Source organism: Rhizobium sp. 05L419 (assembly GCF_056397845.1).
Genome location: NZ_JBFTOF010000005.1, coordinates 25,247 through 50,843 on the forward strand (window position 1 = coordinate 25,247; position 25,597 = coordinate 50,843).

Genomic DNA, 25,597 nt, shown 5'->3' on the forward strand with positions numbered 1-25,597 from the left:
CAAGACGATATGTGCAATACACTTCAGGTCCGCTGGACCATTGTCCCTACAACAAGCCCACAGCCCTGGCTCGTTTGCGGCGGTTGCGGGGGTCTTAGAGCCTTTCAAAGCAGCGACAAAATAAGGCTCAATGCCAATGGTCGGAAGCTCGACGCGTGGCTCATCTACAAATGCACTACATGCGACAAGACATGGAACCGTTCCATTTTTGAACGGAAGAGGATTCGTGACATTGATCCCTCCACGCTCGAAGCGCTGCAATCCAACGATCCGAATTTGGCTCGTGCCGAGGCCTTCAACCTTGAGGCCCTTAGAAGGAAGTCACAACGAATCGACCAGTTCTCAGACGTGGAGGTCAAGAAAGAATTGGTTCGTGACTCTCCCAACTGGGTGCATTTGGAAATAGAGTTCTCGGTTCCCTTGTCGGCGAGCACACGGCTAGATCGCTTGCTCGCCTCCGAGCTTCCGATTTCGCGATCCCAGTTGGCAACCCTTTTCAAAAACGGACTGATCCACGCGAATTCGGATCGCGCTGACCTACTGCGACGGCGCATCAAGAATGGTTCTCGCGTAACACTGGATTTGTCTGATCTTGAAGCAAGAGAACTGGTTTGCAAACCGGCTGCGGTCACCAAGATTTCCGCATGATCGAAGACGTGACGAAGGCCTCAGGTCCGGGGCCTTCGTATCCGCTTTTGGCGGATATTGGTGAGAAACTCGGCTTTTTGAGCTTTTCAACGGTATCAGCGCTTTCCGGCCGAGGCTTTCGTCCGGAGTCGGCCCAAAGCAACCTTGCCGCGAATCACGCAACTCGCTAGCTTCCGGTTACAGGCTCGACCCAAGCCTCCCCCCTCCTTTCGGGAAAGCATCACACATGTAGGGTGACGCTAAATCATAGAACCATCTGTTCGAGCATCGCATTAGGAGGGGTTGCGTTTCGGCTCGCAATGGAGGTCTTTGATGAAGCTTTCTGCACCGATATTTCAGCTTAAACGTCGGGCCAAGCTGATGGCACGCAATAACAATGTTCCCCTGAACGAAGCATTAGACCAGATCGCCCGAGACGAGGGACTTGCAAGGTGGAGCATGCTGTCGTCCCGGATGTCTTCCGGGCCACTTTCCGAAACGATACTTTCTCGCCTGAATGACGGCGACCTGTTGTTGCTTGCTGGCCGTCCCGGACATGGCAAGACCACGCTTGGTCTTCAGCTTCTGATTGACGCAGCCCGAGATAATCGCAAGGCGTCGTTGTTTACTTTAGAATTTACAGAACAACAGGCGAGAAAGCACCTCAAATCGCTGGAAGGGGCCGCTGGCAGCGTCGCCGACAGACTGCAGATTGTCACCTCCGATGAGATCAGTGCGGACTACATCATCCAGCATATGCCGGGATCGGAACCGGGAACAGTTGCAGTCATCGACTATCTTCAGGCACTCGACCAACGGCGGAGCAAGCCTATTCTTTCCGAGCAGGTACAAACTCTCGGTGATTTTGCGCGACAGACCGGTGTTGTTCTGGGGTTCATTTCGCAGATCGACAGGTCGTTTGATCCGGAAAGCAAGCGCCTTCCCGACATCCGCGATATTCGTCTTCCAAACTTTGTCGATCTAGGCCTTTTCAACAAGGCGTGCTTCCTTCACGACGGAGAAGCGCAGATGCAAGACGTCGCCTGATTGCCTGCCGCGACTCGATAGGGTCGCGGCAAGTATCCCACTAAAGTCCGCGCAAAGTGGACGTGACAGGGTTTGTTGCGTACCCTTGAGAAGGCGTCACACGCAAGCTGGCTTAGTTGGAACAGAAATGAGCAAGATTGGTCGCATCCTTGGCCGGGCGGGCACAACAACAGCTGACGACGTATTCGCCTGGCTTTCGCCAATGGCCGCCGCACGGCTGGCAGAAGATGTTCCATCGGAGGAAGCGGATTTGCTCCTGCTCGCCGGCGTCACCGGGACTGACCTTTAAGGGAAAAACCCGATCTACTTTCGCATGGCATTACCTGTCCGCTCTTGGCCCCAATGCGGTCATTCGGTGTGTCGCAAAACTCGGTCGTGAAACTCTGACTTCTACGAGGTTTTTTTTCGACGAAGGTCAGGATTTCTGCGACTTGGCAATGCCGTCCATGTAATGATCGAGATGGTTCTTCCATAGCGCTGGCTTGAACATCAACGCATGGCCCATGGGGGCAGCTACGAATTCGCCCCGTCCCCCGGCTGACAGAAATCTTTCGAAATTTCCTCTACAGTGTCCTATTCGATAGTACTGGTCATAAATTCCGTGCAGCCAAAGTGTCGAAATGCCGGCAGGTGCGCCACGTTCGAAGAGGCTTGGGTTGACGATTTCGTGGCTCGGGCAACCTCTGCCGAGCCAGCCGCCGTTAAAATTGATAGCGCCTCGGAACGTATTCGGCCGCATACCCGCATATGCTATCGATAAGATGCCGCCCCGTGAAACGCCTCCGATGGCAAGTTTGTCCTGGTCCACGTCAGACCGCTCGCGCAGATGGTGCACTACGGCATCAACATCCTCCACGGCCCGCTCGAAACCGGCAATCGCAATTTCGACATTGCAGGAATAGCCGGAGCCGTCTGGAGCAAGTCCTTCTCCATAATTTCCGCCTGATTTCCCTCTCCCCCGGCGCTGCGGAAAGAGGGCCATCCAGCCCCGTTCAACGAAATAGTTCGCTACGACTGAGGGACTTATTGTCCTTCTGTAAATGGACTTATTGTGACCACGTCCGGTAGAGCCATGGTTGAAAACAATCGTTGGATACGGCCCACCGTGTTGAGGCTTTGCTACAACAATTTCTAATCGAACATCTGCCTCGCAGGAGGGTATGGTAAACTTGTCAAACTTCATTGAGGCTCACGCTCGATCGTCTGTGTTGTCGCGAAAATCCCGATTAAATCGACATCTGATTTTCTGACTTTTGCGACGTCACAGAATAGGGAGTTTTGCGGCAGCCGCAATGACCGCTACTGGCGCGTTCGGAGCATCACCTAGGTCAGCTCTCGAGCTCAAAGCTGGCAATCGCCACGCATAGGTTCGACTTCGATTCCGAACTGCCCTGCCCTAACTGTGGTTCCGCACCAGCGAGGAGCCGTTGAATGTTGGCGCGATGGAGCACGATCACGTACAGGCCACCTGCAACAACCAGCAACCGATATGGCATTGGCTGCTGGAAACTGAACACGAGCACGATAGCCGTCAAAGCAGCGAGTATCGAACTAAGGGATACGATGCGGGAGATGGCAAGCACCACTCCCCAAACCACCGCTGCGCCTATTCCCACTGGCAACGAAATCGCCAACAGAACACCGAGTCCCGTGGCTGCGGATTTCCCGCCTGTGAACTGCTATGGCGGCCACGCCTTTCAGCACATCTGCAACAAGCACGAATAGCGCGGGCCACTTGCCGAGAGTGCGAAGCACGTTCGTCGCTCCTGTGGATTTGGAGCCGTGCTCGCGGATATCGATGCCTCTGACCAGTTTTCCTGCCAGGTAGCCAGTCGGTGTAGAACCAAGGAGGTAGGCAACTAGCAGTCCAACGGCACTTCCTATCCAAAACATCATAGAACCTACGTTTCCCTGCAGACCGCCGTCACGCTTGGTCGTGGACAGAAATGACCGTTCTTGGAGCGAAGCTGCCGACTTCCGGGCGAATTGGCAACTTCGATTTCGAGTTAGAGAGGGAGCGAGCCCGGTCATCGTGCCCGAGGTGATCGACGCCCGTGAGGAGTGAAATCCACCAACAACGATTTCAACTCGACCTCTCGAACGCGGCGTGCTGCCTCGTCGGGGCTGACCCAAGCCAAGATGCGCTCGCCACGCTCCTTGAAGTTGTCGTGCGCCTTTATGATCTCGATCTGAAAGATATCGACGATGCACGGTACTACGTCGCCGTCACCCAAGAGCTTGAGATAGGTGTACCTGCCGACTGGCTTCTTCCTAACCTTCCCACGCGCGCCCGCTTCTTCCCACGCTTCGATGGCAGCCGCCTCATGCGGCTCCTTACGCTCCATGGGCCATCCTTTTGGGATGATCCAGCGTCCACTGTCGCGCGACGTGACGACCAGTATTTCGATGGTTGTCTCGTCATCCTTGTAGCGGAAGCACAGAGCCCCATACTGCTGACGAAACTTACCCGCGAAAAGCTTCTCCGGCCTGGCCGCAAGCTGTTGTAGAAGTGATTTTGGTTTGCCCGGACGGGCCTGTTCCGGTTTCTTTTTCGGCGTCATGCTTGCTGCCATTATTGGTATGCAGCATTGCAGGCAAGGATGCTTCCGGCGATTTTTACAGCCGGCCTCATGATGCGAGTGTTGGCTTCGGCACGCTCGTGAAACATCCGCTGGACGCAAATTCGAAACAACATCATCAACAAGCATGATGCCGKTCAATTGCAGACGATGCAACGGCGAGAGATCATCCAGGATCGTACGCGCTAGGGTCAGGACCTATTAATCTGGCATTAACTGGCAAGAGCAATCGCTTTCGGAATAGGCCACGAACGGCAACTTCCCGCCATTATGAGATTTAGACCAAGGTCTCAAAAGCGTGGCAGCCATACCACGCATTTGCCTCGGTCACAGAACCCTTCTTCAATACCGACTGTCTCGTACCGCGCAAACGGATCGACCTCTTTAGCTCTTACGATCCCTGCGGGCGGGTATCGTCACTCCCCTGATTACCCCGAAAATCGCTCCAAACATTCCGCCAATGACGATCCCTGCGGAACCTCCCGCCAACGCCGCAATGAAGCAGTAGGCGATCCAAGAGCCAACGCTTGATGCATCGCCCAGCAGCACCGTGAATACCACCCCGATCACCGCACCAAAGATGCCAAACACAATGCCCACCCCCGTAACGGACTCCGAGGGGTCGATGATGCGAATACGCGGGCTTTGAGTGGTGCCGGAGGCACCCGACGGAGACTGATGATCCGTGTCTTCCATTCGAACCTCCTTCAGAGTGTTTTACAATCGTGGTTTCAGCCGCCGAGAGGCTTGTCGTCCTTCTCGAACAGTATCCTCTCTGCTGCGCCATCCAGGTCGTCGTATTGGCCGCTGCGCAAACACCAAAGAAAAGCGCCAAGCCCGGCGATACCCATCAGGACGGCTACGGGAATGAGAAACGACAACGTGCTCACTGTCTTGCTCCTACCAACTCACTTATCCGGCCCAAGTTCCGCGCTTGTGGCGTTCTATCGATCTCAAGCCTTATCGCATTCGCGACGACAAGTATGGACGATGTGGACATCGCTATCGCGGCGATGAGCGGGTTTACATAGCCGAGCAATGCCAGCGGGATGCTGCAAGCATTATAGATAATAGCCAAAGCAAAATTCTGACGAATCAGTGTAGCCGTGCGCCCTGCCGTTGTTACGGCAATCTCGACCCCGTCCATGCCTCCATTGAGCAGAATGAAATCGGCGGCACTTCGACCGAGGTCGCTTCCCGACGCCGGGGCCATGGCAACATGCGCGGCCTTGAGCGCCACCGCGTCGTTTATTCCGTCACCGATCATCATCACCTTGCGTCCACTGTCGCGTAACGCTTCGATCGTCTTGGCCTTGTCCTTAGGAAGGGCGGCTGATGTTACCGTGTCGATTCCAACCTCCTTTGCCACTGCACGAGCCGCTTCCGAGGCGTCGCCCGTCAGCATCTGGACGGCGATGCCGCGGCCCTTCAGGAACTGCACCGCCTGCGCCGACCCCACCTGGACGCTTTCTCCGAAAACGAAGGACGCGAGGATTTCTCCCTGTCGTGTCAGGACGACCGTGGAAGCTGCGGCAGTCCGATCCTCTCCCTGGCCACCCTTCGCCCAGGCCGCCCGTCCGAGTCGATAGATTTGCCCATCGAAAGATGCCTCGAGACCGTTGCCTGGAACCTCTCTGACGTCATCGAGCGCGAGGGCCTGCGGCTCGCGCCGTGAGGCGTAGGCCGCAATCGCATTCGACATCGGATGACTGGAGAACCGCGCCAGCGAAGCTGCCAATGAAAACTCCAACGGTCCGACCCAGTTCCCGGTCAGCAGCGTTGGCGCATATTGCGTCAGGGTGCCGGTCTTGTCGAACACGACGGTGTCGATTTCCGCCAGACGTTCCAGCGCCGAACCGTCCCGCGCCACGACGCCGTGCTTGAACAACTTCCGGGCGGCGACGACCTGGACCATCGGAACCGCGAGCCCGAGAGCGCAAGGGCAGGCTATGATCAGGACGGAGATCGAGGTCGCCAGGGCGAGGTGGACGTCTCTCGTCGTCACGAACCACAGAATGAATGTCAGAACCGAGAGGCTATGGACAATTGGAGCATAGAGGCGCGCTGCCCTGTCCACGAGCAGCCGATATTGGGATCGGCCGCCCTCGACGGCTTCCAGCATCCCATGTATCTCGGCGAGCATCGAATCTGCGGCCATTGCGGTGGCTTCGACAGTCAGGGGATGGCCAACGTTCAATTCGCCCGCGCGAACCTTTTCGCCTGGTCCGACGCTCGTCCATCGGCTCTCTCCCGTGAGCAACGAGCGGTCAAGCTCCGTGAGGCCGGAGAGAATGGTGCCGTCAGTCGGAATTCTGTCGCCAGCGGCAATCAGAATGTGGGTTCCGGGCGCGATTTCGTTCAGCGGAACATACTCGATCCGTCCGTCAGCGCGTATCACATTTGCGCCTTTCGGCATCATGTCGGCCAGCGCCGTCGCCGCCGAGTGTGCCTTCCTTCGCATCAGATGATCCAGCGTGCGTCCGACGAGCAAAACGAAGAGTAGCGAGGTACTGGCCTCGAAGTAAGCTTGCCGCCCTCCGACAAACGTGTCGTATAAACTCAGACCGAAGGAGAGCAGGACGCCGATGCTGATAGGAACATCCATGTTGGCCCGACCGTGCATGAGTGCCAGCCAGGCCGATCGGTAGAACGTCGCTCCGCAGTAAAGCACGGCTGGAAGAGCGAGCCCCGCCGACATAATATGGAGCGCCTGACGCGTCGCAGAGTCCGCGCCCGACCAAACCGATATGGACAAAACCATGATGTTCATCGAGCAAAAGCCTGCGACAGCCAGTGCTCGCAACAGGCAAGACATCTCGCCGTTCAGTAGGTCGCTGGTCTCCGTCGGCAAGGCGGCGGTGTAGCCCATCTCTCCCATCAGCGCGGCGAAGTCCGGAGGCGTGCCGTTACCGGCCTCCCAGTTGATGGTCACCCGCTTTCCCGTCAGATTGGCGCGCGCCAGTCGAACTTCGGGTACCTTGCCAAGGGTCGATTCCAAAAGCGCCATACATGCGCCGCATCGCATATCCGGAACCGACAAGGTGATCTGCCGAAGGCCATTGCCCAAATCCCTGCTTGCCAACGCGATCTCGTCCACCCCCGGCCTTCTGGGTGCGGGATCGTAGAGCGACGAGGCAATTGACGTGCAGCAGGTCATTGTCCGTCCCTCGTTACCTCATTGCCTTGTACGCATGCCATGTGGCATGGCCCAGCAATGGAAAAACGATGATCAGTCCAACAAATCCGGTCAGCAGACTGGCGATAAAGAGGGCGAGCACGATCGCACCCCACACCAATGACGGTCCCATATTGTTCCAGACCATTGCAACGCTGACACCCATCGCCGTGAAGGCGTCTATGCGCTCATCTAAAAGCATCGGGATGGAGAACACTCCGATCGCGAAAGCGAACCCGGCGAACAATGCGCCGACGCACAAGCCAACGACCAGCATGCCCCAGCCCGACGGGGTGGTGACCAACAGCCTTGCAACGCCATCAAGACCTGGGAACGGGTTGACACCGAAAAAGAGCGCGTAGATGATGACCGCGGCCCTCATCCAGAGGAGCATCAGCATGCACAGCAGCATGCCCGTGAAAAAGACTTGCCCTCCGGCTCTCGGCCGGACATTCAGCATCGCATTGAGCGTAATGCGCTCCCCGTTCGCCAAGGCTCGGCTCTTGACATAGAGCCCCGCGGCAAAGAGCGGTGCGACGATCAACACTCCCGCCAGCGCCGGAAAAAGCAGATAGTCGCGGCCGAATCGAAACAGCATCGCGGCGGTCGTCAACGCGAGTAAGAACACTGCGAATCCATAGGCCAGACTTGGCCAGGGTTGCCGGATCAGGTCTCGCCAGCCTTGGCCAAGCCAACCGAACGGAGCGCCGAGCCGCAGATGCCGCTGGAACTTGGGATTCATCGTCTCCTGTATTCCTGATACCTCGCTCCGATATCGGCCGGAATTGTCCTCCTGCGGCATCTGATCCTCCCTGTGCGTTCAGCAAGCTGAATCGGCGGCCCTGAATTGGTTCGGTTGTTGGCCCTTTTCCTTGATATGTTCGATGCAAGCGGGTTGTGTGGCGATCGCCATGTAAACAAGATGCGCGTTGGCCCCGACGAAGGTCGCGCCGATCATGCCAATCAGCAGCCACTTGAAGGCTCGTGGTATAGGTCTCTTCGCTTTGGCTATCACGGCTGCCTCCCGCCCAGCTTGTTCACATAAAGCGCCAGTATCTTTATCTCAGCGGGACTTAGGCGTTCGTCCCACGTGGGCATATGTCCCTGCCGTCCGCCGTGGATCGATTGGACGATCCGTTCGATACCCCCGCCGTAAATCCAGTGGCCATCGGTCAGATTCGGCGCGCCGACATCCTGTTTGCCTTTGGCATCTTCGCCATGGCATGCCACGCAGGTTGCCAAGAACACCTGGCGGCCCGCAGCTATCTGGCTGGCGTCTACGGCTTCGGCGGACGAGTTGCTCAACGAATAGACATAGGCTGCGACGTCGCTCACTTGTTTTCGGTCGAGCATTTCGTCTGCTCCGAACGCAGGCATTTGCGAGACACGGCTTTGGGAGTGCGTCGTATTTACTCCCACCGTCATCGTCTCGACGATTTTTTCCGGTTCGCCACCCCAAAGCCAGTCGCCATCAGTAAGATCGGGATAGTCTCGTCCGCCCTTTGCATCTCTGCCATGACAGGCGGCACAGTTGTCTCCGAACAACTGACGACCGCTGGAATTGACCTTTTCCATCAGTTTTTCGTCTGCACGGATTTCGTCGAAGGAGCTGGTCTCGATCTTCTTTATCCATGGCGCGCGCGAAGCATCAGCCTCTACGATCTTTCGCTCTACCGCCTGTTTTTGACCCGTCCCGATCAGGCCTCTCGTATAGGTGCTTCCAAGCGGCCAGGTCGGATACAGTATCCACCATAGAACGGCGAACAGGTGCGTTACGATCAGAAAGAGCAGAACTCCGCGCGGCACCGGAGTATCCAGCTCCTTGATGCCGTTCCAAATGTGTCCCGTCGTCTTCCGGCCGGTTACGGGATCGACTTCCTCTATCGCCATGGGGTGTCGTCCTTGTCGAATATGTCTGTTTCCGCCCGATCGAAACGCGCCTTGTTGGAAGGCCAGAAGGTGTAGACGATCACCCCCACCGAAAACAGGATGAGATAAAACAGGCCCCAAACCTTGGACAGTTCCAACATGGTCTCGTGGGTTATGTCCATTTCAATCCCCTGAGGAATCAGTTGTTAGGGTTTGGCATCCGCTCCGGTGCCGCAGTGTTCTGATAGGCAGCCTTCGTCAGCCGGCCGAGCACCTGCAAATACGCGACCATGGCGTCCATTTCCGTCACGCTGGTTTTTACACCGTCAAACGCAGAGACCTGCGTGTCTTGCCCATAGCGTTCCGTGACGCCTGAGGATTGATCGCTGTCTGGATTGGCTTGTCCAAAGGCGTCTGCGGCCGCGTTTGCGACCATGTCGTCCGTATAGGGCACGCCCACGGTTCTAAGGGCCGCCAGTTGGTCCCGCAAATCGGCCAGATCGAGCGGGGTTGCCGCTAACCATCGGTAGGAAGGCATGTTTGATTCCGGGACGACGTCGCGAGGGTTGATCAAATGGGCCACGTGCCAGATGTCGGAATACTTCCCGCCGATGCGCGCGAGATCGGGACCCGTGCGCTTTGAACCCCACAACATGGGATGGTCGTATTTGGATTCGACCGCAAGAGAATAGGGACCATACCGCTCGACCTCGTCACGCAGCGTCCTGATCATCTGGCTATGGCAGGCGTAACATCCTTCCCGCACATAAATGTTGCGGCCCGCCACCTCGAGCGGGGTGTACACTCTCATGTCGGGGGCATCCTCGACCGTCTCGTGGATCGTGAACAGCGGGGCGATCTCGACGAGCCCGCCGACGCTTCCCGCCGCGACGATGGCCAACATGAACCCGACGGCCGTCCGTTCCAGTCTTCTGTGCAGCGGGTCGCTCATCTCTCACTCCGCTGGCACGTTTTCGACAACGCCCGAAGGCAGGGGCGCGTCGTGAGATGCTTCCACGGCCGCGGGAGCCGTGCGGACGGTCATCCAGATATTGAAGCTCGCCACGATCGTCCCAAGGAGAAATAGCAGCCCGCCGAAGGCGCGGGCGATGTAATAGGGATACATTGCAATTAGACTGTCGACGAATGAATAAACCAATGTGTTGTCGGCGGAATATGTGCGCCACATCAAGCCCTGGATGATGCCGGAATTCCACATCGCGAAGACGTAGATGAGCGTGCCTGCGAGCGCCAACCAGAAGTGCACTTCAACCAAGGTCGAAGAATACATCCTTCCGCGCTTCCATATCGATGGAATGAGCGTGTAGAGCGAGCCGAACGTCATCATGGCCACCCAGCCTAGCGCGCCCGCATGAACGTGGCCTACTGTCCAATCGGTATAATGCGACAGCGAATTTACGGGTCGGATCGCCATGAACGATCCTTCGAATGTCGACAGACCATAGAAGAACGCCGCCATCATCATGAAACGGAGAGTGGCGTCATCACGAACGCGGTGCCAAGCACCGTTCAAGGTGAGCAACGCGTTTCCCGCGGACGCCCATGACGGAACAAGCAACATTACGGAGAACGTCATTCCGAGATTTTGCACCCAGATCGGCAACGCGGTGTAGTGGAGATGGTGGGACCCTGCCCACATGTAGAAGAAGGTGATCCCCCAGAAGCTGAGAATGGACAACCGATAGGAAAAAATCGGCCGCTCGGCGCGGATCGGCAGGTAGTAGTAGAGCATCCCCAGGAAGCCTGACGTGAGGAAAAACGCCACGGCGTTATGCCCGTACCACCACTGCACCATCGCATCCTGTACGCCGGGCCATATAGTGTAGCTTTTCGCATGCCCTAACGACACGGGCACCGCCAGGTTGTTGACGATGTGGAGGACGGCCACGACGATGATAAAAGCGAGATAGTACCAGTTGGCCACGTAGATGTGGGGTTCCTTGCGACGTGCCAAGGTGCGTATGAAGAGTACAAAGTAGACGATCCACACGATCACCAACCAAAGGTCGGCGTACCATTCCGGTTCCGCGTACTCCTTGGACTGGGTAACACCCATGAAGTACCCGGTGACCGCAATTAGACAGAAGAGGTTGAAGCCGAAGATCACGAACCAGGGCGAAAACTGATCGGCCAACCTTGCGCGCGACGTTCGCTGCACGACGTGGAAAGAGGTCGCGATCAAGGCGTTTCCGCCGAAGCCGAAGATCACTCCGGTCGTATGCGCGGGGCGTATGCGGCCGAAGCTGGACCAGGCCGTATCAAAGTTGAGGCTCGGCCAGGCGAGCTGGGCTGCCGCCCAAACCCCGATGAACATCCCAAAGATCGCCCAGCCGAGTGTGAGCGCCACGCCGACTTTGATCGGATCATCGTAGTAGCTGGAGAAGCGGGCGACATCCGGCTCTTTGCCGAACGCGAGAGAAAGGATGTAACAGAGCAGCGCACCGCAATAGGCGGCGACAATACCCCCATGTATCCCGATGGGGTCAAAACGACCTGCGACGGCCATGGCGACCCCGACGACAATCAGCGCGATAAGTATGGCTGCAGCGAGGTCCCGTTCGCCAGTCGTGAGCTGTCCCATTGTTCCCCATCCCCGGCTGCTGCCCATCCCCCAGGCCGCGTGGATTATGCTGCGCCATAAAGTTATGAAAGGCAATCAGTTCTGGGAGCATGCAAGTTCGGGCAACATAGAGATAGATCATCCATCGAGGCTCTGGACCCAACGTTTTACACGAAACAACTAAGTCTGCGCCCAGGACTCATTGATCAAAGCCAGAAGATGACTGCTGCTGCGATGCAGATTGCCGAGAAAAAGGTGTGAGCACATCGGTCGTAGCGCGTCGCAATGCGCCGCCAGTCTTTGAGCTTGGCGAAAAGGTTTTCGACCTTGTGGCGCTGACGGTAGAGGACCTTGTCGTAGGCGAAGGGTATCTTGCGACTCTTCGATGAGGGGATGCACGGCTCGATGCCTCTGGCCTCGAGTTCTTCGCGGAACCAGGTGCTGTCGTATCCGCGATCGGCAATCAGATGATCGGCGTGAGGCAAGGCGTCGAGCACGAGACGTGCGCCCTGATGATCGCTCATCTGACCTTCCGACAGAAGCAGGATGAGCGGCCGTCCGTCTCCGTCGCATACGGTGTGGAGCTTTGAGTTCAGTCCTCCCTTGGTCCGCCCGATACGACGGGGAACATCCCCTTTTTTAGCAGGCTTGCGGCGGTGCGGTGGGCTTTCAGATGCGTGGCGTCGATCATGATACGCTCGGGCTTCGGCCCTTCGCCGGCGAGCCCGGTGAAGATGCGGTCGAACACGCCCAGCCGGCTCCAGCGTATGAAGCGGTTGTAGAGCGTCTTGTGCGGACCGTAGCCCGACGGCGCATCCTTCCACTGGAGGCCGTTGCGGATCACGTAGACGATCCCGCTCACCACCCGTCGGTCGTCAACCCGCGCAACCCCATGTGAAAGTGGGAAATGCGGCGATATCCGCGCCATCTGGCGCTCGCTCAGCAAAAACAAATCACCCATCACGGCCTCCTTATCGGAAACCGTGAATCACATCTCAAATCAAATTAATAGGTCCTGAGCCTAGTCGCATTTTCGATGAACGCAGGACGGCAGCTCAACTCGCGCACGACAGCTCCCTGACGCCCATTGCGTAGTTCCAAGTAGGAGCCGGTTGGAATTAAATTTGCGAAAAAGGATTGCCACCATCTTATTTCAAAGCGTCGAGTTTTCAGACGGTCTCCAGGATTCCTGCGACAGCATTGCTGCAACCCAAGGGTGGGCGGTGCAGTCACCGAGTTCGTTGTACAGAACGCCCTCCCATCCGAACGCATTGGCGGCCTCCACAACCGCCTCTGAATCATCAAAAAAGAGAGGCGGCTCGCCTTGAGGACCAAGAATGTTCGCAGCGCGCTCGAAGAATGCTCGATCGGGCTTCAATGCGCCAAGTCGAGCGGCGTGGAACATATCGTCGAATAGGTTCTCGAAACCGTGTCTGTTCCAGAGGTGGAACGCGCGCATGTCCTCTTGATTGGTAGCGACATAAAGGCGGATACGCCCTGTTCGCCGAAGATGGCGCACGACGTCCAACAATTGCAAGTTGAGATGGCCGTCGCGATTGAGCCAGTAGCTGGCGACGACAAAAGGAGAACCATGGAAGCCTAATTGCGGAAGGGTTTCCTCAAGAGCTGGGAGAAGCGCCTTCCTTCCTGTCAAAACTTCTTTCTCAAACACTTGCTTGATGAAGAGGTCACGGAAAGCCGAAGGATCAATGCCAAGGTCGGCAAGCAGATGTTCGTCCCATCGCCGACGGCGCTCCACCTGTCCCGTATAGCCATGAACTAGAACGCCATCGACATCAAAGAGCACCGACCTCAACTCATCACCTCTTGTCTTGAGAATCCCAATGAAGGAAAAATTCGTCGCTAAACATAGAAGATTTGCGCATGTCAGAATGAGGTCGCCTGCCTCGTTGACAACACAAAAATCGCATGTAGAAATTCACCTAGGCCTTGTGCAGCCCGCCGCTCACGCCAGTTTGGTTTGGTGAATGCATTGAATGATACCGTTCGACGTCCAGCCCTTGCGGCAATCGGTCAGCAATGTGAGCTCTGATGCAATGATTGCCCTGGAGGAACTGGAATGCTGAGAACGCATGGTATTAAAGGCATGGCGAAAGCCCTGCGGCAGGCTCTGAAAGATCGCAATATAGACCTGTCCCACAGCGATTGCCTGGAGCTGATCGCCAAACAATTCAACGTGAGGGATTGGAACGCGCTCTCTGTGGTGATCGGTGAGGGCGGTGCGGAAAAGCCCCTCGCCTTCTCGATCTCTGGCGAAGAGATGAAGCTGCACCGGACGACCGAAAGGCTTGATGTTAACGACGCCGATCTGTCGGGATCGAGATTCAACGATGCCAACCTCTCGGGAACATCATTCAACCAGATCAACTTTTCTGGCGCCAGATTCAACGACAGCAATATGACCGGCTGGCTCGTGAATGACGTGAACCTCTCCGGCTCGCGGTTTCAGTACATCAATCTCTCCGGCGTCGCTTTTTCCAACTGCCGCATACCGGGCGCCACGCTGGACGGAGTTCCGCTCGACGAGATCGTCGAAGCCTATCGAAAATCGCAGGCTGTCTGATCTGCCATGAGCCATCAGAAAAGCGAATTCCCCTCGCTGGTCACCGAAAGGCTGACCATGCGCGCGCCGAAGATCGACGACGGCGACGATCTGTACGCACTGCTGCTCCTTCCGGAGGTCACGCGCTTCTCCAACTTGCCGGATGGGCCGACACGGGCATACATCAAGCGCGTGATGAAATGGATGTGCGAGGTCCATGCCAAGGGAAAGGGTTGCGCATGGACCCTGGAAGACCGGATCTCCGGCCGGTTCCTGGGAGCGATCCGTTTCAACAGTATCGACACCCGTTCGAAATGCGCCGAGATCGGATATGAGATCCATCCCTCCGTTTGGGGCAAAGGGCTGATGACCGAAGCGGTGACGACAGTCACCAGATGCGGGTTCGCGCACTTTTCCCTGAACCGCATCGAGGCATGGACCCTGCCGGGAAATACGGCATCGGATCGTGTTCTGGAAAAGGCCGGCTTCCGCTATGAAGGCACACTTCGTCAGAAAGCATGGTTCAAAGGCGCCTTCCATGATTTCCGCATGTTCGGCTGCATCACCGGCGAAGGACCTGTGACGTCGCAAATCTCATAGAACTATCGCGACAATACGGTCCCTAGAAGAGAACCGAAGCAGCGATCCGTCATCAACTGCCTCCTTACCACCCCAAAAAAGGCCGCCCTGATTGCCATGCACGAACAATATCGCTCCCGTAGGCGCGATAGAGGACTGCGCCTGGAATAGTTCAACCGCAGTGCCATCACCCGATCAATGATGCGTCGCGTTACCGTCGACATCGTCCGCCACCGAGTTGAAACCGTTGTGCGAGGACACGAAGTCATGACATCCTGTCAATGTCCGGTCTTGGCGCTACCCTGCCGAGGTCAGTTGTCGGGCCCTTCGTGGACGCTACCTCTCCAGTGCCTCAATCATCTCTACCCGCGTCGCATGTCGGCCGGCCTCGAAACGGGCGGTCAGGAAGGCATCCACTATATCGAGCGCCAGCCCTTCGCCCACCACACGCACGCCAATCGAAAGCATGTTGGCATCGTTGTGCTGGCGGATCATTCGGGCTGAGAATGTGTCCACGCAGACGCCGCAACGGATGCCCTTAACCTTGTTTGCCGCCATCATGATGCCCTGGCCGGTGCCGCATAGAATGATGCCAAACCGGCAATCACCGGAGGCGACGAGCCGCGCCGCCGCTTCGCCGTGCTTAGGATAGTGCGTGCTGCTCGGCGTCGTGGGTCCGATGTCGACCACCACCCAGCTTTGCGCCGCGATATGAGCGGCGATGGCCTGTCGGAGCTGAATGGCGGCGTGGTCGCTGGAGAGGACGATKCGCTTGTTGGCTGTCATGGAGAAGTACTCCTTTTCCCAAGGCAATTTCGAAACTTGGCCGACTTGGATCAGGTGCCCTTTGTTTCATCAATTTTTCCGGTTTTCGAATGATAGCATAGGCCTCGTTGACGGTTCGATACCTGCTATCCCGATCTTTGGCGATGATCCCCTCGAGGCAGTGCTCGACGGCAGCGTTAAAGATCTCACCGCCATCGCCATCGATCTCCTGTGAGATCTGAATCGCGCCTCGCTCATTTGCGCCTGACGATTCCAGAAGATGCCGGCAGCCGGAAAGCTCCATACCGCGTGTGTCGTGGCCGTCGAAATAGAGAAGGTCGAACGCGAAGAGGACCGCGCTTGACGTCAGCTTGCCGCCACGGCCGCCGCAGGCGGGTGGCACAGGGAGTTCATAGAGAGGACGCTTGGCATTCAGGGCGGCCTTGCGAAAGATACGTGAGGAGAGAGGGAAAGCCCGAGCGTATCGGTCCAGAGGAAACGCTCGAACAGATAATGAACTGGGAAATTCTCTTCGCCGTCTGCAAATGCGAGCATTACAGCGAAATCAATGTGCGCCATCTTAAAAACAAATCGGGCAAGCTGCCAGTACTGCGCAATCTGGAGCCGAAGCTGAAATGCAAGAAAATGGGAACGGCTGCGTTCTTCGCTATGAAAATGCCAAGGTGACATCATGGCCGTAGACGACAAGACGAAGCAGACCGACAGCATGCACGTGAACCATTTTTGCTGCTGACTGGCTGCGGTAAATGGGGAGGCTTCGGCCTCGTGTCGGCGACCAGCGTCGAAACACGCTGGTGGTGCTTGGAGCATTCTCCGCACAAAGAGATGCCGCGCCGATGAAAGGGAAAGGCATCGCCCTATGTTGGCCCTATCGAAGCACTCTTGCGCGATGTTCAGCACGTACAAATGCCCCGCCACTTTTGGCGGGGCGTTTTCGCGATCGGACCGGACGCGTGTAGGTCGGAATCTTCCCAATCATTTGAAGTATTACTATCGGATCGCGTCGAGCGGAACTGCCGAAACTCCGCTGCAACCCGATCGTCTGAAACCCGGTGTTCATGTTCGAACGCAGGTCAACGATGTCCTTGCCTTGGTTTTCTACCCGCTCGCTAAGTCGGGCCGATGATGCCATTGGGTCAAGCTGGTTACCGCTGCTCATTTCATTATCCCCCGCCAACCCTCTGCCCTTTCAATGCGCATGCGTGCGGAAGTAACCTTACCGACTAACCATCGATCGAGGTTCAAGTTGCCTGTTGGTCTGCCCTTGTTACCTTCGTCGCAGCGGTATGGAGGCAGCCGTGGTCCGAGGGGTCGGATCGGTATGAGCCCGCCCTAGCTGGGGCCGGGGCGGGCTTTTTCTATTCGATCGACACTCACCAGCAGCCCTGCGAAGAACCGGAAAGATTGTGGGGCGCCCCCTGGTTGGCGAACGGCCGATCAGCTCGTATGTTGTTTGTCACCCCACTCTGCAATATTTGGGAATTGCCGGGATCAAGCGGGAACTGTTGCGAAAGGCCAGGAATTCAAGGCTTCTGGCGAACCAGAGCGGAATAAGCCGCGCTCACTGTTTGTCACCCTCGGCTMTTGGAAACGCCTCACACTTCTCGCCTCGGCGTTCGATAGGGCCGCCGGCTCAAATCGAGCCTGAAAAACCTTCGAGCCGACTTTGAAGGCCTTTAAACTACTGAAAAATAACGGCAGCGCTGGTTGTCCAGTTTTTAGAAGAGGCATGAGCGGCGATCCTGAAACCGCCGAATGCCAATTTAGATTTCCACAAACGGATGGAAATTTCCCACGCAAGCAAAAAGGCCGGATTTGCGGGAGATCGGTGGTTCGTACTAGCTATCGACGACGCAAGAGATTTCCACACCGAGGGTCGCGAAGATCCGGAATTCGGCGGCAAATGCCACCAATGGCAGGTTTTTGGTCCGACGGAGACATTCGGTCGCCAAGCTGCCGGTAGCCTGATAGCATGCGGCCAAGCTATGCGAGGCAGCGCCATGCCCAACAATCCGACTCGGGATCACCTCTCCGCAATGGAGGGAGACGGCTTCTACAACCGCCATTCTGCAATGCAGGCGGTCGGCATCGCTGCCTTGCTTTCGCTTTGGGAGGCGGCATGCCGGACGGTTCCCATTGACGAGGCCCCATTGACGATCGTCGACTATGGTTCTTCCCAAGGCCGGAATTCAATGGCCCCGATGCGCGTGGCGATTGACATACTGCGCGATCGGAGGGGGGCATCCGTCCCCATAGAAATCGTCCATACCGATCTTCCATCCAATGACTTTTCGGCCTTGTTCAGCGCGCTTGCTTCAGACCAGGGCAGCTACATGATCGGAGCGTCCAATATCTTTCCCTCTGCGATTGGCCGGTCATATTTCGAGCCGTTGCTTCCTCCGCAGCGTGTCCATCTGGGCTGGAGCACTTGGGCGTTGCAGTGGATGAGTGCCTGCGCAATTGATGCGCAAGACCATGTCCTTGCGGGAATGAGCGCCTCGCCAACTGTGATTTCTGCCGTCGCAAAGCAGCAGACGAGCGATTGGAAACGCTTCCTGCAGTTGCGCTCGCAGGAAATGAAGCCCGGTGCGAAACTCGTGGCGGGCTTTACCGCACGCGCAAGGAGCGGCACCGGGTGGGAATGGCTCTTGGGCGAGCTTTGGTCAGCCGTTGGCGAAATGCGAGAGCGCGGGCTGTTTTCGGAAGCAGAACAGAACCATCTCACGATACCGATCGGTCTTCGATCCCTAGAGGATATCAAAGCACCTTTCATTCAAACTGGGTATTTCGCTAACCTTCGGCTCGAGCATGTTGATCTCGTCAAAGTCTCAGACCCTTGCTGGGAAGAGTTTGAAAGGAGCGGTGACAATCGCGTGTTCGCCAAGCTTCATGCCGATATGACGCGAGCCTGGTCCGGCCCGGTGATCACCAGCTTGATTTCGCCCTCTCGTGAACGAAACGAGCTGGTCAGCGAATTGTTCGCGCGGTTTGAACGCCGTCTTTCGGAAAGTCCTAGGCCCCATGAACCCTACATGGCAGCGGTGGTCCTGTCGAAACGACCCTGACGAGCATCCGCTGCCTGGCGCAAAACCTCGACCAGTGGAATGCATTTAACGGCTGGTGGCATTGGCTGCCGAATAGCGCGAAGATCGCCGCGCGTTAACCTCAAATCTGACTATTAACATATCACCTGCCGCCGCACGCGGTGGCCATGTTGGCTTTCCAGGACGCTCGGCCGCTGGCTAATTAAATCCAAAACTCGACGTCGACGCGCTCGCAGCGCGAACGATTCTTTGCGCACCAGATTAGACAATCATGAAGCCGAGCGTTTCCCGGTACCGGGCTCGGTCGTCGCCGCTTCAAGCCGCTTTCTCAATCTATTTTCGATCCAGGGCAAAAGCGCCGCGACCTCGTCCTCGTCCCGGATATCATCGGCCTTGTTCTCATGAAGCCCTGACTACGGCGGGCGGCTTCCATGTACCGTTGCCCGCTGGAAGGATAGAGGGCGGTTTGGGATCGGGCCAGTAGAGGCGCATGACGAGGTAAATCGTATCGTTCGGCGCAGGCAGCCAATTGGCCTCCTTGTCCGCCCCTGGGCTGTCCTTCTGAATATAGAGCGTCAGCGATCCATCCGCGTTCTTTTCCATGGATGACAGCATTGGCGAATTGATCAGGTAGCGGTTGATCGGGTTCTTTACTAGGAATTGGCTCTTGCCGTCATACATGGTCACCGACCAGAAGGCATTCACTGGCGGCAGTTTTCCGGCCGGAAAGGTGATTGTGTAGTTATGTTTGCTACCGTCCAGGGTGCGGCCTTTCGAGTCCACACGCGTATAGGGGTAGGTAGCTTCAACCGCGTCATTGCCAAATAGGCCACCTTTCGCAGCGCCTGCACGCATCAGCCAATTGCCGTTGAAGAACGCTTCGTCTCCGAAAAATGCGCCGACATTCCAGCCATTGATCTTTTTCATCCCGGACGACAGGAACTTATCGACTTGTTTGTCGCCCTGCTTCATGGCGATCATGATGGCGGCCTTCTGCTCAAGGGACAGGTCCTTGAACTCGAAAGTCTTTCCGGGGCCGATGCCGATGCTGGCAAGCTTGGCGCGGATAGCCTTATCTTTGGACGTCTCAGGAACGAACTGTAGCGCAGCATCCAGGTATTCAAAAAAGTTATCTTTGATCCCGGCTGTCGTCGCTGGCAGAAAGTCAATCTTGGGTGCAGGAGGCGGGGCAGGTGTCTTTAAGAAAGCCGATAACGGCTGAACCTTGTAGCCAGCCTGAACCTTCTCGACGTTCGGCATGTCGTCGGGGTGGAAGAGTTGCGTCCTGATAAGCGAGAGGCTGAACGGTGTCGTAGATTTAAAAACCTTTTTAATTCCGGCGGGGGTAGCCCCTGTCCAGCCGGGGCCGACCACGAGATAGTCCCCTGCATCGTTCCCAGTGGCGCGACTGCCAATGTAGCCATAGTTGTAGGTGTTGCCGTCGATCAATTGAACTGAGAAATACCGCTGCTTTTCGACCGCGGGAACTGAAATGACCATCGGTTCGGCGCGCAGATCGAGCCAGGTCGAGGAATAGGGCGTGTCGCTGTTTGGCGTGATAACTGCCGTATCAGCGGGTGTGAACACCCGGTGCTCGTTGGCAATCTGATTGAAGGGCGCCTTAAACTGACCCGAGTTCTTATCGACCGCGAACTCCTGCATCACAGCGTAGTTCATGACGAGTGGGAGGCCGTACACAAATCCTTTTTGTGCAATATCCTTTGCCTCCAAAATTCCCACCCGACTTGGGTCCGCCTTTTCCGCCTTTGTCATAGGGTCCACTGCGCGAGCTGGAATTACCAGCGCGCTGGCGCACGCCAATGAGAGCAAGGTGGCCGCAGTGCTTCGCGTCAATGAAAGCCTGAACCTTTTGTAAGTAAGTGCTTTTGCCATGCGCCGTTGTTCCCTGCTGTGAAATGTACGCCAAATATCTACCCGTCACGGTAGAACAGCGTCCTGATCTAGCAAGTATATTACCGTATCATACGAGGCACTTACGCGCGGTAACGGCGCCAAGCGGGCAACCGGACAGTTAGTGGGTGTGCAGTGCGCAAACGTCGCCGGTCCACGCGGAGCCAACCACTCCGCACGTTGGAAGAAATGCGGCTTTCAAAATAAGCGTCTAATCACCATAACGTTGACGCCCCAGCCGCCTCCGGAAGTGTCTGATTTCATATAACCGGGAAGACCCGGCGCAGCCTCGCGGGTCTACTCGCCGCACCGGGGTGGATGCGATCCCATAGACTTGCCGCCAGCCGACCGCGGGAGCTAGGCCGGTCCTCGAAGGTGGTGAAGCGGAAGTTTCTTTCCACAGACACAGTCCCAATCTGGGTCACGAAGGCGCTGCTCCGCGCAGCCCAAGGCTGTGTTAACGATGTATTAAGGTGCAATTTGACGTAGCAGGTTTTTCTGCGATGTTCGCCCCGGGCAACTGAGGGGTAAAATCCGTGGCTTTAGGGATTTGGGCTCGGCGCATCGGCGCCGTGGTGATGACGCTCGCGCTCGCGAGCTGCACGACAACGCAGGCCGAGTTCATCAAGAAACCGGCGGCGGTGAGCAAGGCCGCTCTCTGCAAGACGGTTCTCGATACGCCGGATCCAGCATTTCAGCAGCAGCTATTCGCGGAAATCTCGCGTCGAGGTATGACAATCCCGGAGTGCCAATTGATGGTACAGCAGCAACGGGAGGCGGCCGCAGCGCTGGTTGCCATTGCGCTCGTTGGTACCGCCGTAGCGGTATGCGCGAACAACTGTGGAGGTGGGACCTACTACAATCCGCCACGACGCTATCCAGGCAATTGCCAATATGACTGGCAGTACGACGCCGCTGGCCATAGGTGCGGTAATCGAAGCGCGATGTCTCGCCCGGGAGGTTGGTAATGAAACGCGATATGGACGTAATCAGGGGCCTTCTCTGAAGCTCGAACAGATTGACCACGAGGCATGGCGGCTTTCGATCTATTTCTCCATGGGACCCGGAGGTTTCCATGGATGGTGTGGACGATTTCCGGTCACATGGACCTGTTGATTGATGCGGACTTCATCGACGCTGAAAACACCGGTGACTTCGACTATCGAAGGATAACTTGGAGCGGTCACGAATTTCTCGACAGCGTCCGCGACGACGAAGTATGGCGGCGCACCAAAGACGGTGCCTTGGCCGTAAAGGGTTTCAGCGCTGACCTTTTACTTGATCTGGCCAAAGGCTTTGCTCGGAAGAAATCCGCAAGCAAAACGGGGCATTGATCTGTTGGCCTGGGCGTTCCGAGATCACTTGGACATCAACGAGGGCATCGATGTTGGTCGAGCACACCACTTGACGCTTCAATCACACACGTTACATTTTCCTCATAGAATTCGTCTCTGACAGCTGACCACGGATGTACTGGCAGCCGTTGTCGAGACGGGTCGAGGAAGGTCGGTACGAGGTTTCGTCCCGGCCTTTTTCTTGGTAAGGGTCTGGGGTTCAATCCAACTGATGCGATGGCCATCGCGATCTGGCAAAGCTTATGGGCTCGCCAGAGCATGTTCACTTCAAAGAGATTCTCGACAAGAGCGTCAGCATCGTTGCGTGCGCTGATGCGCAGCAAGTTTCGGTTATTTCTCCGAAAATACGCGAAGCCACCCATAACGACAACGATGCCGAGGCCGCCGCGCCGTGGCGCAAGATAAACGAAGCTTTAGCGGAAGATAGGTGGACAGCCGAACTCCCCCTTCCTAAGGGCGGAGAGCTCATTTCGTTCTCAGGCAAAGTGAGGGCCTCGAAAACTCGCGCACCGCTTCCACCAGTTCGTTCGCTTGAGCGGCGACGGAAAGTGGAGTCGGAATACTGATGGTAAATGGTCTCTCGACAGCCTGAGGGCGACCTCCTTTGAGGTTCTGGAAGATGAGCCGCTTGAAGAAACCCTTGGCAAACTCAAGGGCCTGTTGGAGCCTGGCTCCGCTGAAGAGATCGTCAAGAACGTAGATGAGCTACGCCGCGCATGATTGTCGTCGATACGAATTTCTTGATTTTCATGATCGACCCGGCCAGCACGCAGGACAAAAATGGCTGCACCGATCGCGTCAATGACTTCACGAGGACCCTTCCGAAGAACACCGTCATTACGGTTCCAGCCCCTTCCCTGGCGGAATTTGTCGCTGGTCGAGCGTAGCGCGTAGAAGAGATGGTCGAGCCAATTCGAAAACAGAAAGGCTTCAGCGTTCAAGCTTTCGACGAAGTGATTGCGATCGAGACGGGCGAGCGCATTGCCCAAGTCATCGACAAAATTCCCGAGGACCAAAGATTGCCTGGGTGGCGAGTGGCTATGAAGTATGACGCAGTGATTGCCGCGACAGCCGTCGTTTGAGGAGCAAGCGATCTCTACACCGATGATCCGGGACTTGGAAAGTATCTGGAGGGAAGCGCGGTAACCTTGAGAATGATCGACGATCTTCCTCTGCCGCCAGAAGACCCGCAGCAGAGATTGCAGCTTTGATCTAAGCTCCGCTTGAAATGAAACAGGCCAGTATCACCGGCGCTTTTTCTCCAGATGGTGATGATCGCATCGCCGGCGGCAGGAACCGATCTTGCCGCCAAGCGTTTCTAGATAGCAACGCACGCCCCAAGAACGTTGCACCCGGCTGCGAACACCCTCTTGTGCAGCCAACGGGCTCGATGCTGGGTCCCTCCGGCATCGAGCCCGTCGTTCTTCTTGTCCCTTGCCGCTGTCTATCGCGCAGTCATTAAGCCGACACATTCGCGCACGCAGTCAGTCACCAATTCGATTTCCACATCGGGGAGAGATAGAAAAGACTGGAGCATGGTTCGGTCCTCCAACCCAAAACAGACCCGGCAACACCCCGGGGCTTTTTTCGGATGGTGGTAGCGATGAAACGAGAACAGGGGAGAAGCAGTTGGGCCATGCGCGCGAAGCGTTTGGAGGAAACCGATCGGACTGCCAAGGAAATGATCGAGGCGGCGGCGGCGGCAAGAAAGGAAAAGAGCGAGCGCCTGCTCAAGGCCCGTTTGACTGCACATCAGCTTGAGGCGCCGCCCTCCAAGGATTGATCAGGATCGCGTGGGCGTCGATGAACTTATTGAATATCCGCCCTGTGTAGGCCAAAATCTCACAGGCTGGAGGTACTGCGTTGGACACCCGCTGGAACATACCTGTTATGATCGCCTGCCCGCAACGTGGCGAAGTTTATACCGTTGCCACTACCCGGGACGCATTGACACTACTGACCACAGCCTGGCCTGTTGCCGAAGGTGAAGCCTTTTTGGCCGCACTGGGTGCCTGCGGAGCCGTCGTCACCGGCGCGGCAACCCCAGAAGAGGCGCGGCTTGCTTTTCTCGCTGCGGCAGACGAGGCAAAAGTTGCATACGAGCTTATCGCCCCAATACTGCCCATCTACCCAATACCGCCCATCTAGAGGGGGCACAGATGTCATTCGAACGGCTTCTTTTCGCTTCGGTTCTTGCTGTGAGTGTTTTGGCACCCCTGATATTGGCCGCCGCTCTGTGGTTTTACTTCGCCTAACAGGTCCCGTAAGTAGGACGGCGGCCAGCTTCGCGGTACCTGTTGTTGCCAGCCACGCCACTTCGGCCCACTCCCCGACATGAAGAGTATCTTGATCGCGCCTACCACACTGGTGAAGGCGATGATCATGCCCATCAGCCACATGCCGAACCGCCCGAAGCACTTCATGGTGCGCAGGCTCTCCAGGCTGTCGTTGATCACGGCGAGATCGGCCGTCTTGAAGTTCTTGATGATGAACTGAAGTGCCTGCCGCTCGTCCTCATCAAGGCTCGCGACCATCTTCAGATTGTCGATTTCGTCTTCTCTGACGGCCGCAAGAAACAGACGCATCTCTGGAGAAAGGTCTGGCAGTCGCAGTGGGAGCTGCGGGTGTGGGTCCATGTTCAATCCATCCATTCTCTATACTGCCCCTTTCGATGCGCATAAATGCCATGCTTGACCGGTGATGCCCGATCGACTATTCCGCCCGCCGCCGTGCTCGCATGAGGCGGCGACAGGAGGGTTCGGCCTGACGAGGAGGTCGGGCCCTTGCTGCTTATCGGCGCCACTTCGCCAGGATCTGCTCGCCGGCCTTGCCCGGTGAAGAGAGAGACGACGATGGCGCCCATCCAGTCGGAGAGCGGCGGCGGCAACGCGGCAATCGTCCATTCCTGCGGATAGGCAAACCCACGGCACCACAGGACGTTGTAGACGCACACCGCGCCGAACCAGAAGCCGGCCGGGGATGAGGAAGAGGATCGGGAACCACCACCCTCGCCCGGTGAGTTCCTGAACCTGTGCGTTGACGTAGCTCTGCACGGCTTCCGTCTTGATGCGCTCGCGCTCGGTGATGTTATCGACACGGTTGGGCTATCACGCCAACGTCTACTATGACGGGTTCGATGTTCCCCCGGGGAGGACACACTCAGCCAGGATCTTGGGACGGAGGAGGACTTTCTGGGTCGCGGTACACGAGGAGATTGGAAAGAGTACCAGTTCGATGTTGTTGTGAAGGAAATTGATACCCGTGCCTATAGTCCCAACCTCGACCAGGTGCGTAGCGCCGCAAGGCCGCCAAACTATCGCGGCGGACCGTCTGCGGATTATCTCGGACAACCCCACACCCAGATATTGCCAACTGACGGCGATGAGGCCAACATGTGGCGTGTCAGAGCGCACGAGGGGAATTCGGTCTAATAGATATCTTGCATACCAACGTGCGCGGTCTCGTCCGCGTGCGGTCGGGC

29 protein-coding genes and 4 pseudogenes are annotated in these 25,597 nt (G+C 56.9%); 12 read left to right on the forward strand and 21 right to left on the reverse strand.

The genetic code is table 11. The features are described from left to right. Nucleotides 1-9: 9 nt before the first annotated feature. The 3 genes from AC1DMK_RS07985 to AC1DMK_RS07995 all read left to right on the forward strand — a co-directional run bounded on the left by AC1DMK_RS07985 (nt 10) and on the right by AC1DMK_RS07995 (nt 1,963). Nucleotides 10-648: a DUF1062 domain-containing protein gene (locus AC1DMK_RS07985; protein ID WP_037068842.1), complete on the forward strand. Its 639-nt coding sequence runs from the start codon at nt 10-12 to the stop codon at nt 646-648. A 312-nt stretch (nt 649-960) separates the two neighbouring features. Next, nucleotides 961-1,674, forward strand: a complete 714-nt coding sequence (locus AC1DMK_RS07990; RefSeq protein WP_477858188.1) for a DNA helicase — start codon at nt 961-963, stop codon at nt 1,672-1,674. A gap of 127 nt (nt 1,675-1,801) precedes the next feature. Next, the gene (locus AC1DMK_RS07995) at nt 1,802-1,963 is read left to right on the forward strand and encodes a hypothetical protein (RefSeq protein WP_477858190.1); all 162 of its coding nucleotides are present in this window, start codon (nt 1,802-1,804) and stop codon (nt 1,961-1,963) included. Between the two features lie 126 nt (nt 1,964-2,089). Here AC1DMK_RS07995 and AC1DMK_RS08000 read toward each other — a convergent pair whose 3' ends face one another. From AC1DMK_RS08000 to AC1DMK_RS08065, 14 genes and pseudogenes are all read right to left on the reverse strand, one after another. Further along, nucleotides 2,090-2,857: an alpha/beta hydrolase family protein gene (locus AC1DMK_RS08000; RefSeq protein WP_477858192.1), complete on the reverse strand. Its 768-nt coding sequence runs from the start codon at nt 2,855-2,857 to the stop codon at nt 2,090-2,092. A gap of 145 nt (nt 2,858-3,002) precedes the next feature. Then, nucleotides 3,003-3,570: pseudogene (locus AC1DMK_RS08005) on the reverse strand (glycerol-3-phosphate acyltransferase). Nucleotides 3,571-3,701: 131 nt separating this feature from the next. Next, complete coding sequence (locus tag AC1DMK_RS08010; RefSeq protein ID WP_477858194.1) at nt 3,702-4,235, reverse strand: NUDIX hydrolase; 534 nt, start codon at nt 4,233-4,235, stop codon at nt 3,702-3,704. A gap of 402 nt (nt 4,236-4,637) precedes the next feature. Further along, on the reverse strand, nt 4,638-4,949 hold the full coding sequence (locus AC1DMK_RS08015) for a hypothetical protein (protein ID WP_477858196.1): 312 nt from the start codon (nt 4,947-4,949) through the stop codon (nt 4,638-4,640). Nucleotides 4,950-4,984: 35 nt separating this feature from the next. Further along, the gene (gene ccoS, locus AC1DMK_RS08020) at nt 4,985-5,143 is read right to left on the reverse strand and encodes a cbb3-type cytochrome oxidase assembly protein CcoS (RefSeq protein ID WP_477858198.1); all 159 of its coding nucleotides are present in this window, start codon (nt 5,141-5,143) and stop codon (nt 4,985-4,987) included. Next, nucleotides 5,140-7,410: a heavy metal translocating P-type ATPase gene (locus AC1DMK_RS08025; RefSeq protein WP_477858200.1), complete on the reverse strand. Its 2,271-nt coding sequence runs from the start codon at nt 7,408-7,410 to the stop codon at nt 5,140-5,142. The genes ccoS and AC1DMK_RS08025 overlap by 4 nt, the downstream gene beginning before the upstream one ends. A 13-nt stretch (nt 7,411-7,423) precedes the next feature. Beyond that, nucleotides 7,424-8,230 (reverse strand): DUF2189 domain-containing protein, encoded by an 807-nt coding sequence (locus tag AC1DMK_RS08030; protein ID WP_477858202.1) that lies wholly within the window; start codon nt 8,228-8,230, stop codon nt 7,424-7,426. 209 nt (nt 8,231-8,439) lie between these two features. Next, nucleotides 8,440-9,318: a cytochrome-c oxidase, cbb3-type subunit III gene (gene ccoP, locus AC1DMK_RS08035; protein ID WP_477858204.1), complete on the reverse strand. Its 879-nt coding sequence runs from the start codon at nt 9,316-9,318 to the stop codon at nt 8,440-8,442. Next, complete coding sequence (locus AC1DMK_RS08040) at nt 9,309-9,479, reverse strand: cbb3-type cytochrome c oxidase subunit 3 (RefSeq protein ID WP_477858206.1); 171 nt, start codon at nt 9,477-9,479, stop codon at nt 9,309-9,311. Before AC1DMK_RS08040 ends, ccoP begins: the two co-directional genes overlap by 10 nt. A gap of 17 nt (nt 9,480-9,496) precedes the next feature. Continuing rightward, on the reverse strand, nt 9,497-10,249 hold the full coding sequence (gene ccoO / locus AC1DMK_RS08045; protein ID WP_477858207.1) for a cytochrome-c oxidase, cbb3-type subunit II: 753 nt from the start codon (nt 10,247-10,249) through the stop codon (nt 9,497-9,499). 3 nt (nt 10,250-10,252) lie between these two features. Continuing rightward, complete coding sequence (ccoN, locus tag AC1DMK_RS08050) at nt 10,253-11,899, reverse strand: cytochrome-c oxidase, cbb3-type subunit I (protein ID WP_477858209.1); 1,647 nt, start codon at nt 11,897-11,899, stop codon at nt 10,253-10,255. 185 nt (nt 11,900-12,084) lie between these two features. Beyond that, the gene (locus AC1DMK_RS08055; protein ID WP_477858211.1) at nt 12,085-12,702 is read right to left on the reverse strand and encodes an IS5 family transposase; all 618 of its coding nucleotides are present in this window, start codon (nt 12,700-12,702) and stop codon (nt 12,085-12,087) included. Then, nucleotides 12,669-12,839: pseudogene (locus AC1DMK_RS08060) on the reverse strand (transposase); the annotation flags it as partial. The pseudogene AC1DMK_RS08060 and the gene AC1DMK_RS08055, both read right to left, overlap by 34 nt. Nucleotides 12,840-13,031: 192 nt before the next feature. Next, nucleotides 13,032-13,685 (reverse strand): HAD family hydrolase, encoded by a 654-nt coding sequence (locus AC1DMK_RS08065; protein WP_477858213.1) that lies wholly within the window; start codon nt 13,683-13,685, stop codon nt 13,032-13,034. Between the two features lie 273 nt (nt 13,686-13,958). Between AC1DMK_RS08065 and AC1DMK_RS08070 the strand changes: the two genes are divergently transcribed. Continuing rightward, complete coding sequence (locus tag AC1DMK_RS08070; protein WP_477858215.1) at nt 13,959-14,462, forward strand: pentapeptide repeat-containing protein; 504 nt, start codon at nt 13,959-13,961, stop codon at nt 14,460-14,462. A gap of 6 nt (nt 14,463-14,468) precedes the next feature. Continuing rightward, nucleotides 14,469-15,041, forward strand: coding sequence for a GNAT family N-acetyltransferase (locus AC1DMK_RS08075; protein WP_477858217.1), 573 nt, complete (start codon nt 14,469-14,471; stop codon nt 15,039-15,041). Between the two features lie 6 nt (nt 15,042-15,047). On the opposite strand, the pseudogene AC1DMK_RS08080 reads toward AC1DMK_RS08075, so the two are convergent. The 4 genes and pseudogenes from AC1DMK_RS08080 to AC1DMK_RS08095 form a co-directional block, all read right to left on the reverse strand. Continuing rightward, a pseudogene (locus AC1DMK_RS08080) lies at nt 15,048-15,244 on the reverse strand (S9 family peptidase); the annotation flags it as partial. A 112-nt stretch (nt 15,245-15,356) separates the two neighbouring features. Further along, a complete protein-coding gene (gene rpiB, locus AC1DMK_RS08085; protein ID WP_477858218.1) occupies nt 15,357-15,806 on the reverse strand; it encodes a ribose 5-phosphate isomerase B in 450 nt (149 codons plus the stop codon). A 124-nt stretch (nt 15,807-15,930) separates the two neighbouring features. Continuing rightward, nucleotides 15,931-16,188 (reverse strand): annotated as a pseudogene (locus AC1DMK_RS08090) (ATP-dependent DNA ligase); the annotation flags it as partial. Nucleotides 16,189-16,217: 29 nt separating this feature from the next. Next, entirely contained in the window at nt 16,218-16,616 is a 399-nt protein-coding gene (locus AC1DMK_RS08095; RefSeq protein WP_477858220.1) for a hypothetical protein, read from the reverse strand. Between the two features lie 971 nt (nt 16,617-17,587). Between AC1DMK_RS08095 and AC1DMK_RS08100 the strand changes: the two genes are divergently transcribed. After that, nucleotides 17,588-18,871, forward strand: a complete 1,284-nt coding sequence (locus tag AC1DMK_RS08100) for a class I SAM-dependent methyltransferase (RefSeq protein ID WP_477858221.1) — start codon at nt 17,588-17,590, stop codon at nt 18,869-18,871. A 378-nt stretch (nt 18,872-19,249) separates the two neighbouring features. On the opposite strand, the gene AC1DMK_RS08105 is transcribed toward AC1DMK_RS08100, so the two are convergent. Further along, nucleotides 19,250-20,743 (reverse strand): DUF1254 domain-containing protein, encoded by a 1,494-nt coding sequence (locus tag AC1DMK_RS08105; protein ID WP_477858223.1) that lies wholly within the window; start codon nt 20,741-20,743, stop codon nt 19,250-19,252. 554 nt (nt 20,744-21,297) lie between these two features. Between AC1DMK_RS08105 and AC1DMK_RS08110 the strand changes: the two genes are divergently transcribed. From AC1DMK_RS08110 to AC1DMK_RS08135, 6 genes are all read left to right on the forward strand, one after another. Continuing rightward, the gene (locus AC1DMK_RS08110) at nt 21,298-21,729 is read left to right on the forward strand and encodes a hypothetical protein (protein WP_477858224.1); all 432 of its coding nucleotides are present in this window, start codon (nt 21,298-21,300) and stop codon (nt 21,727-21,729) included. Between the two features lie 111 nt (nt 21,730-21,840). Next, nucleotides 21,841-22,095: a DUF2513 domain-containing protein gene (locus AC1DMK_RS08115; RefSeq protein ID WP_477858225.1), complete on the forward strand. Its 255-nt coding sequence runs from the start codon at nt 21,841-21,843 to the stop codon at nt 22,093-22,095. A gap of 263 nt (nt 22,096-22,358) precedes the next feature. Next, nucleotides 22,359-22,682 (forward strand): hypothetical protein, encoded by a 324-nt coding sequence (locus AC1DMK_RS08120; RefSeq protein WP_477858227.1) that lies wholly within the window; start codon nt 22,359-22,361, stop codon nt 22,680-22,682. Between the two features lie 150 nt (nt 22,683-22,832). Further along, nucleotides 22,833-23,003 (forward strand): hypothetical protein, encoded by a 171-nt coding sequence (locus AC1DMK_RS08125; RefSeq protein ID WP_477858229.1) that lies wholly within the window; start codon nt 22,833-22,835, stop codon nt 23,001-23,003. 704 nt (nt 23,004-23,707) lie between these two features. Further along, a complete protein-coding gene (locus tag AC1DMK_RS08130) occupies nt 23,708-23,899 on the forward strand; it encodes a hypothetical protein (protein ID WP_477858231.1) in 192 nt (63 codons plus the stop codon). 80 nt (nt 23,900-23,979) lie between these two features. Further along, on the forward strand, nt 23,980-24,264 hold the full coding sequence (locus tag AC1DMK_RS08135; RefSeq protein WP_477858233.1) for a DUF982 domain-containing protein: 285 nt from the start codon (nt 23,980-23,982) through the stop codon (nt 24,262-24,264). A 14-nt stretch (nt 24,265-24,278) separates the two neighbouring features. Here AC1DMK_RS08135 and AC1DMK_RS08140 read toward each other — a convergent pair whose 3' ends face one another. Next, nucleotides 24,279-24,752 (reverse strand): hypothetical protein, encoded by a 474-nt coding sequence (locus AC1DMK_RS08140; RefSeq protein WP_477858235.1) that lies wholly within the window; start codon nt 24,750-24,752, stop codon nt 24,279-24,281. A 2-nt stretch (nt 24,753-24,754) separates the two neighbouring features. After that, nucleotides 24,755-25,069 (reverse strand): hypothetical protein, encoded by a 315-nt coding sequence (locus tag AC1DMK_RS08145; RefSeq protein WP_477858237.1) that lies wholly within the window; start codon nt 25,067-25,069, stop codon nt 24,755-24,757. Nucleotides 25,070-25,597: the final 528 nt, after the last annotated feature.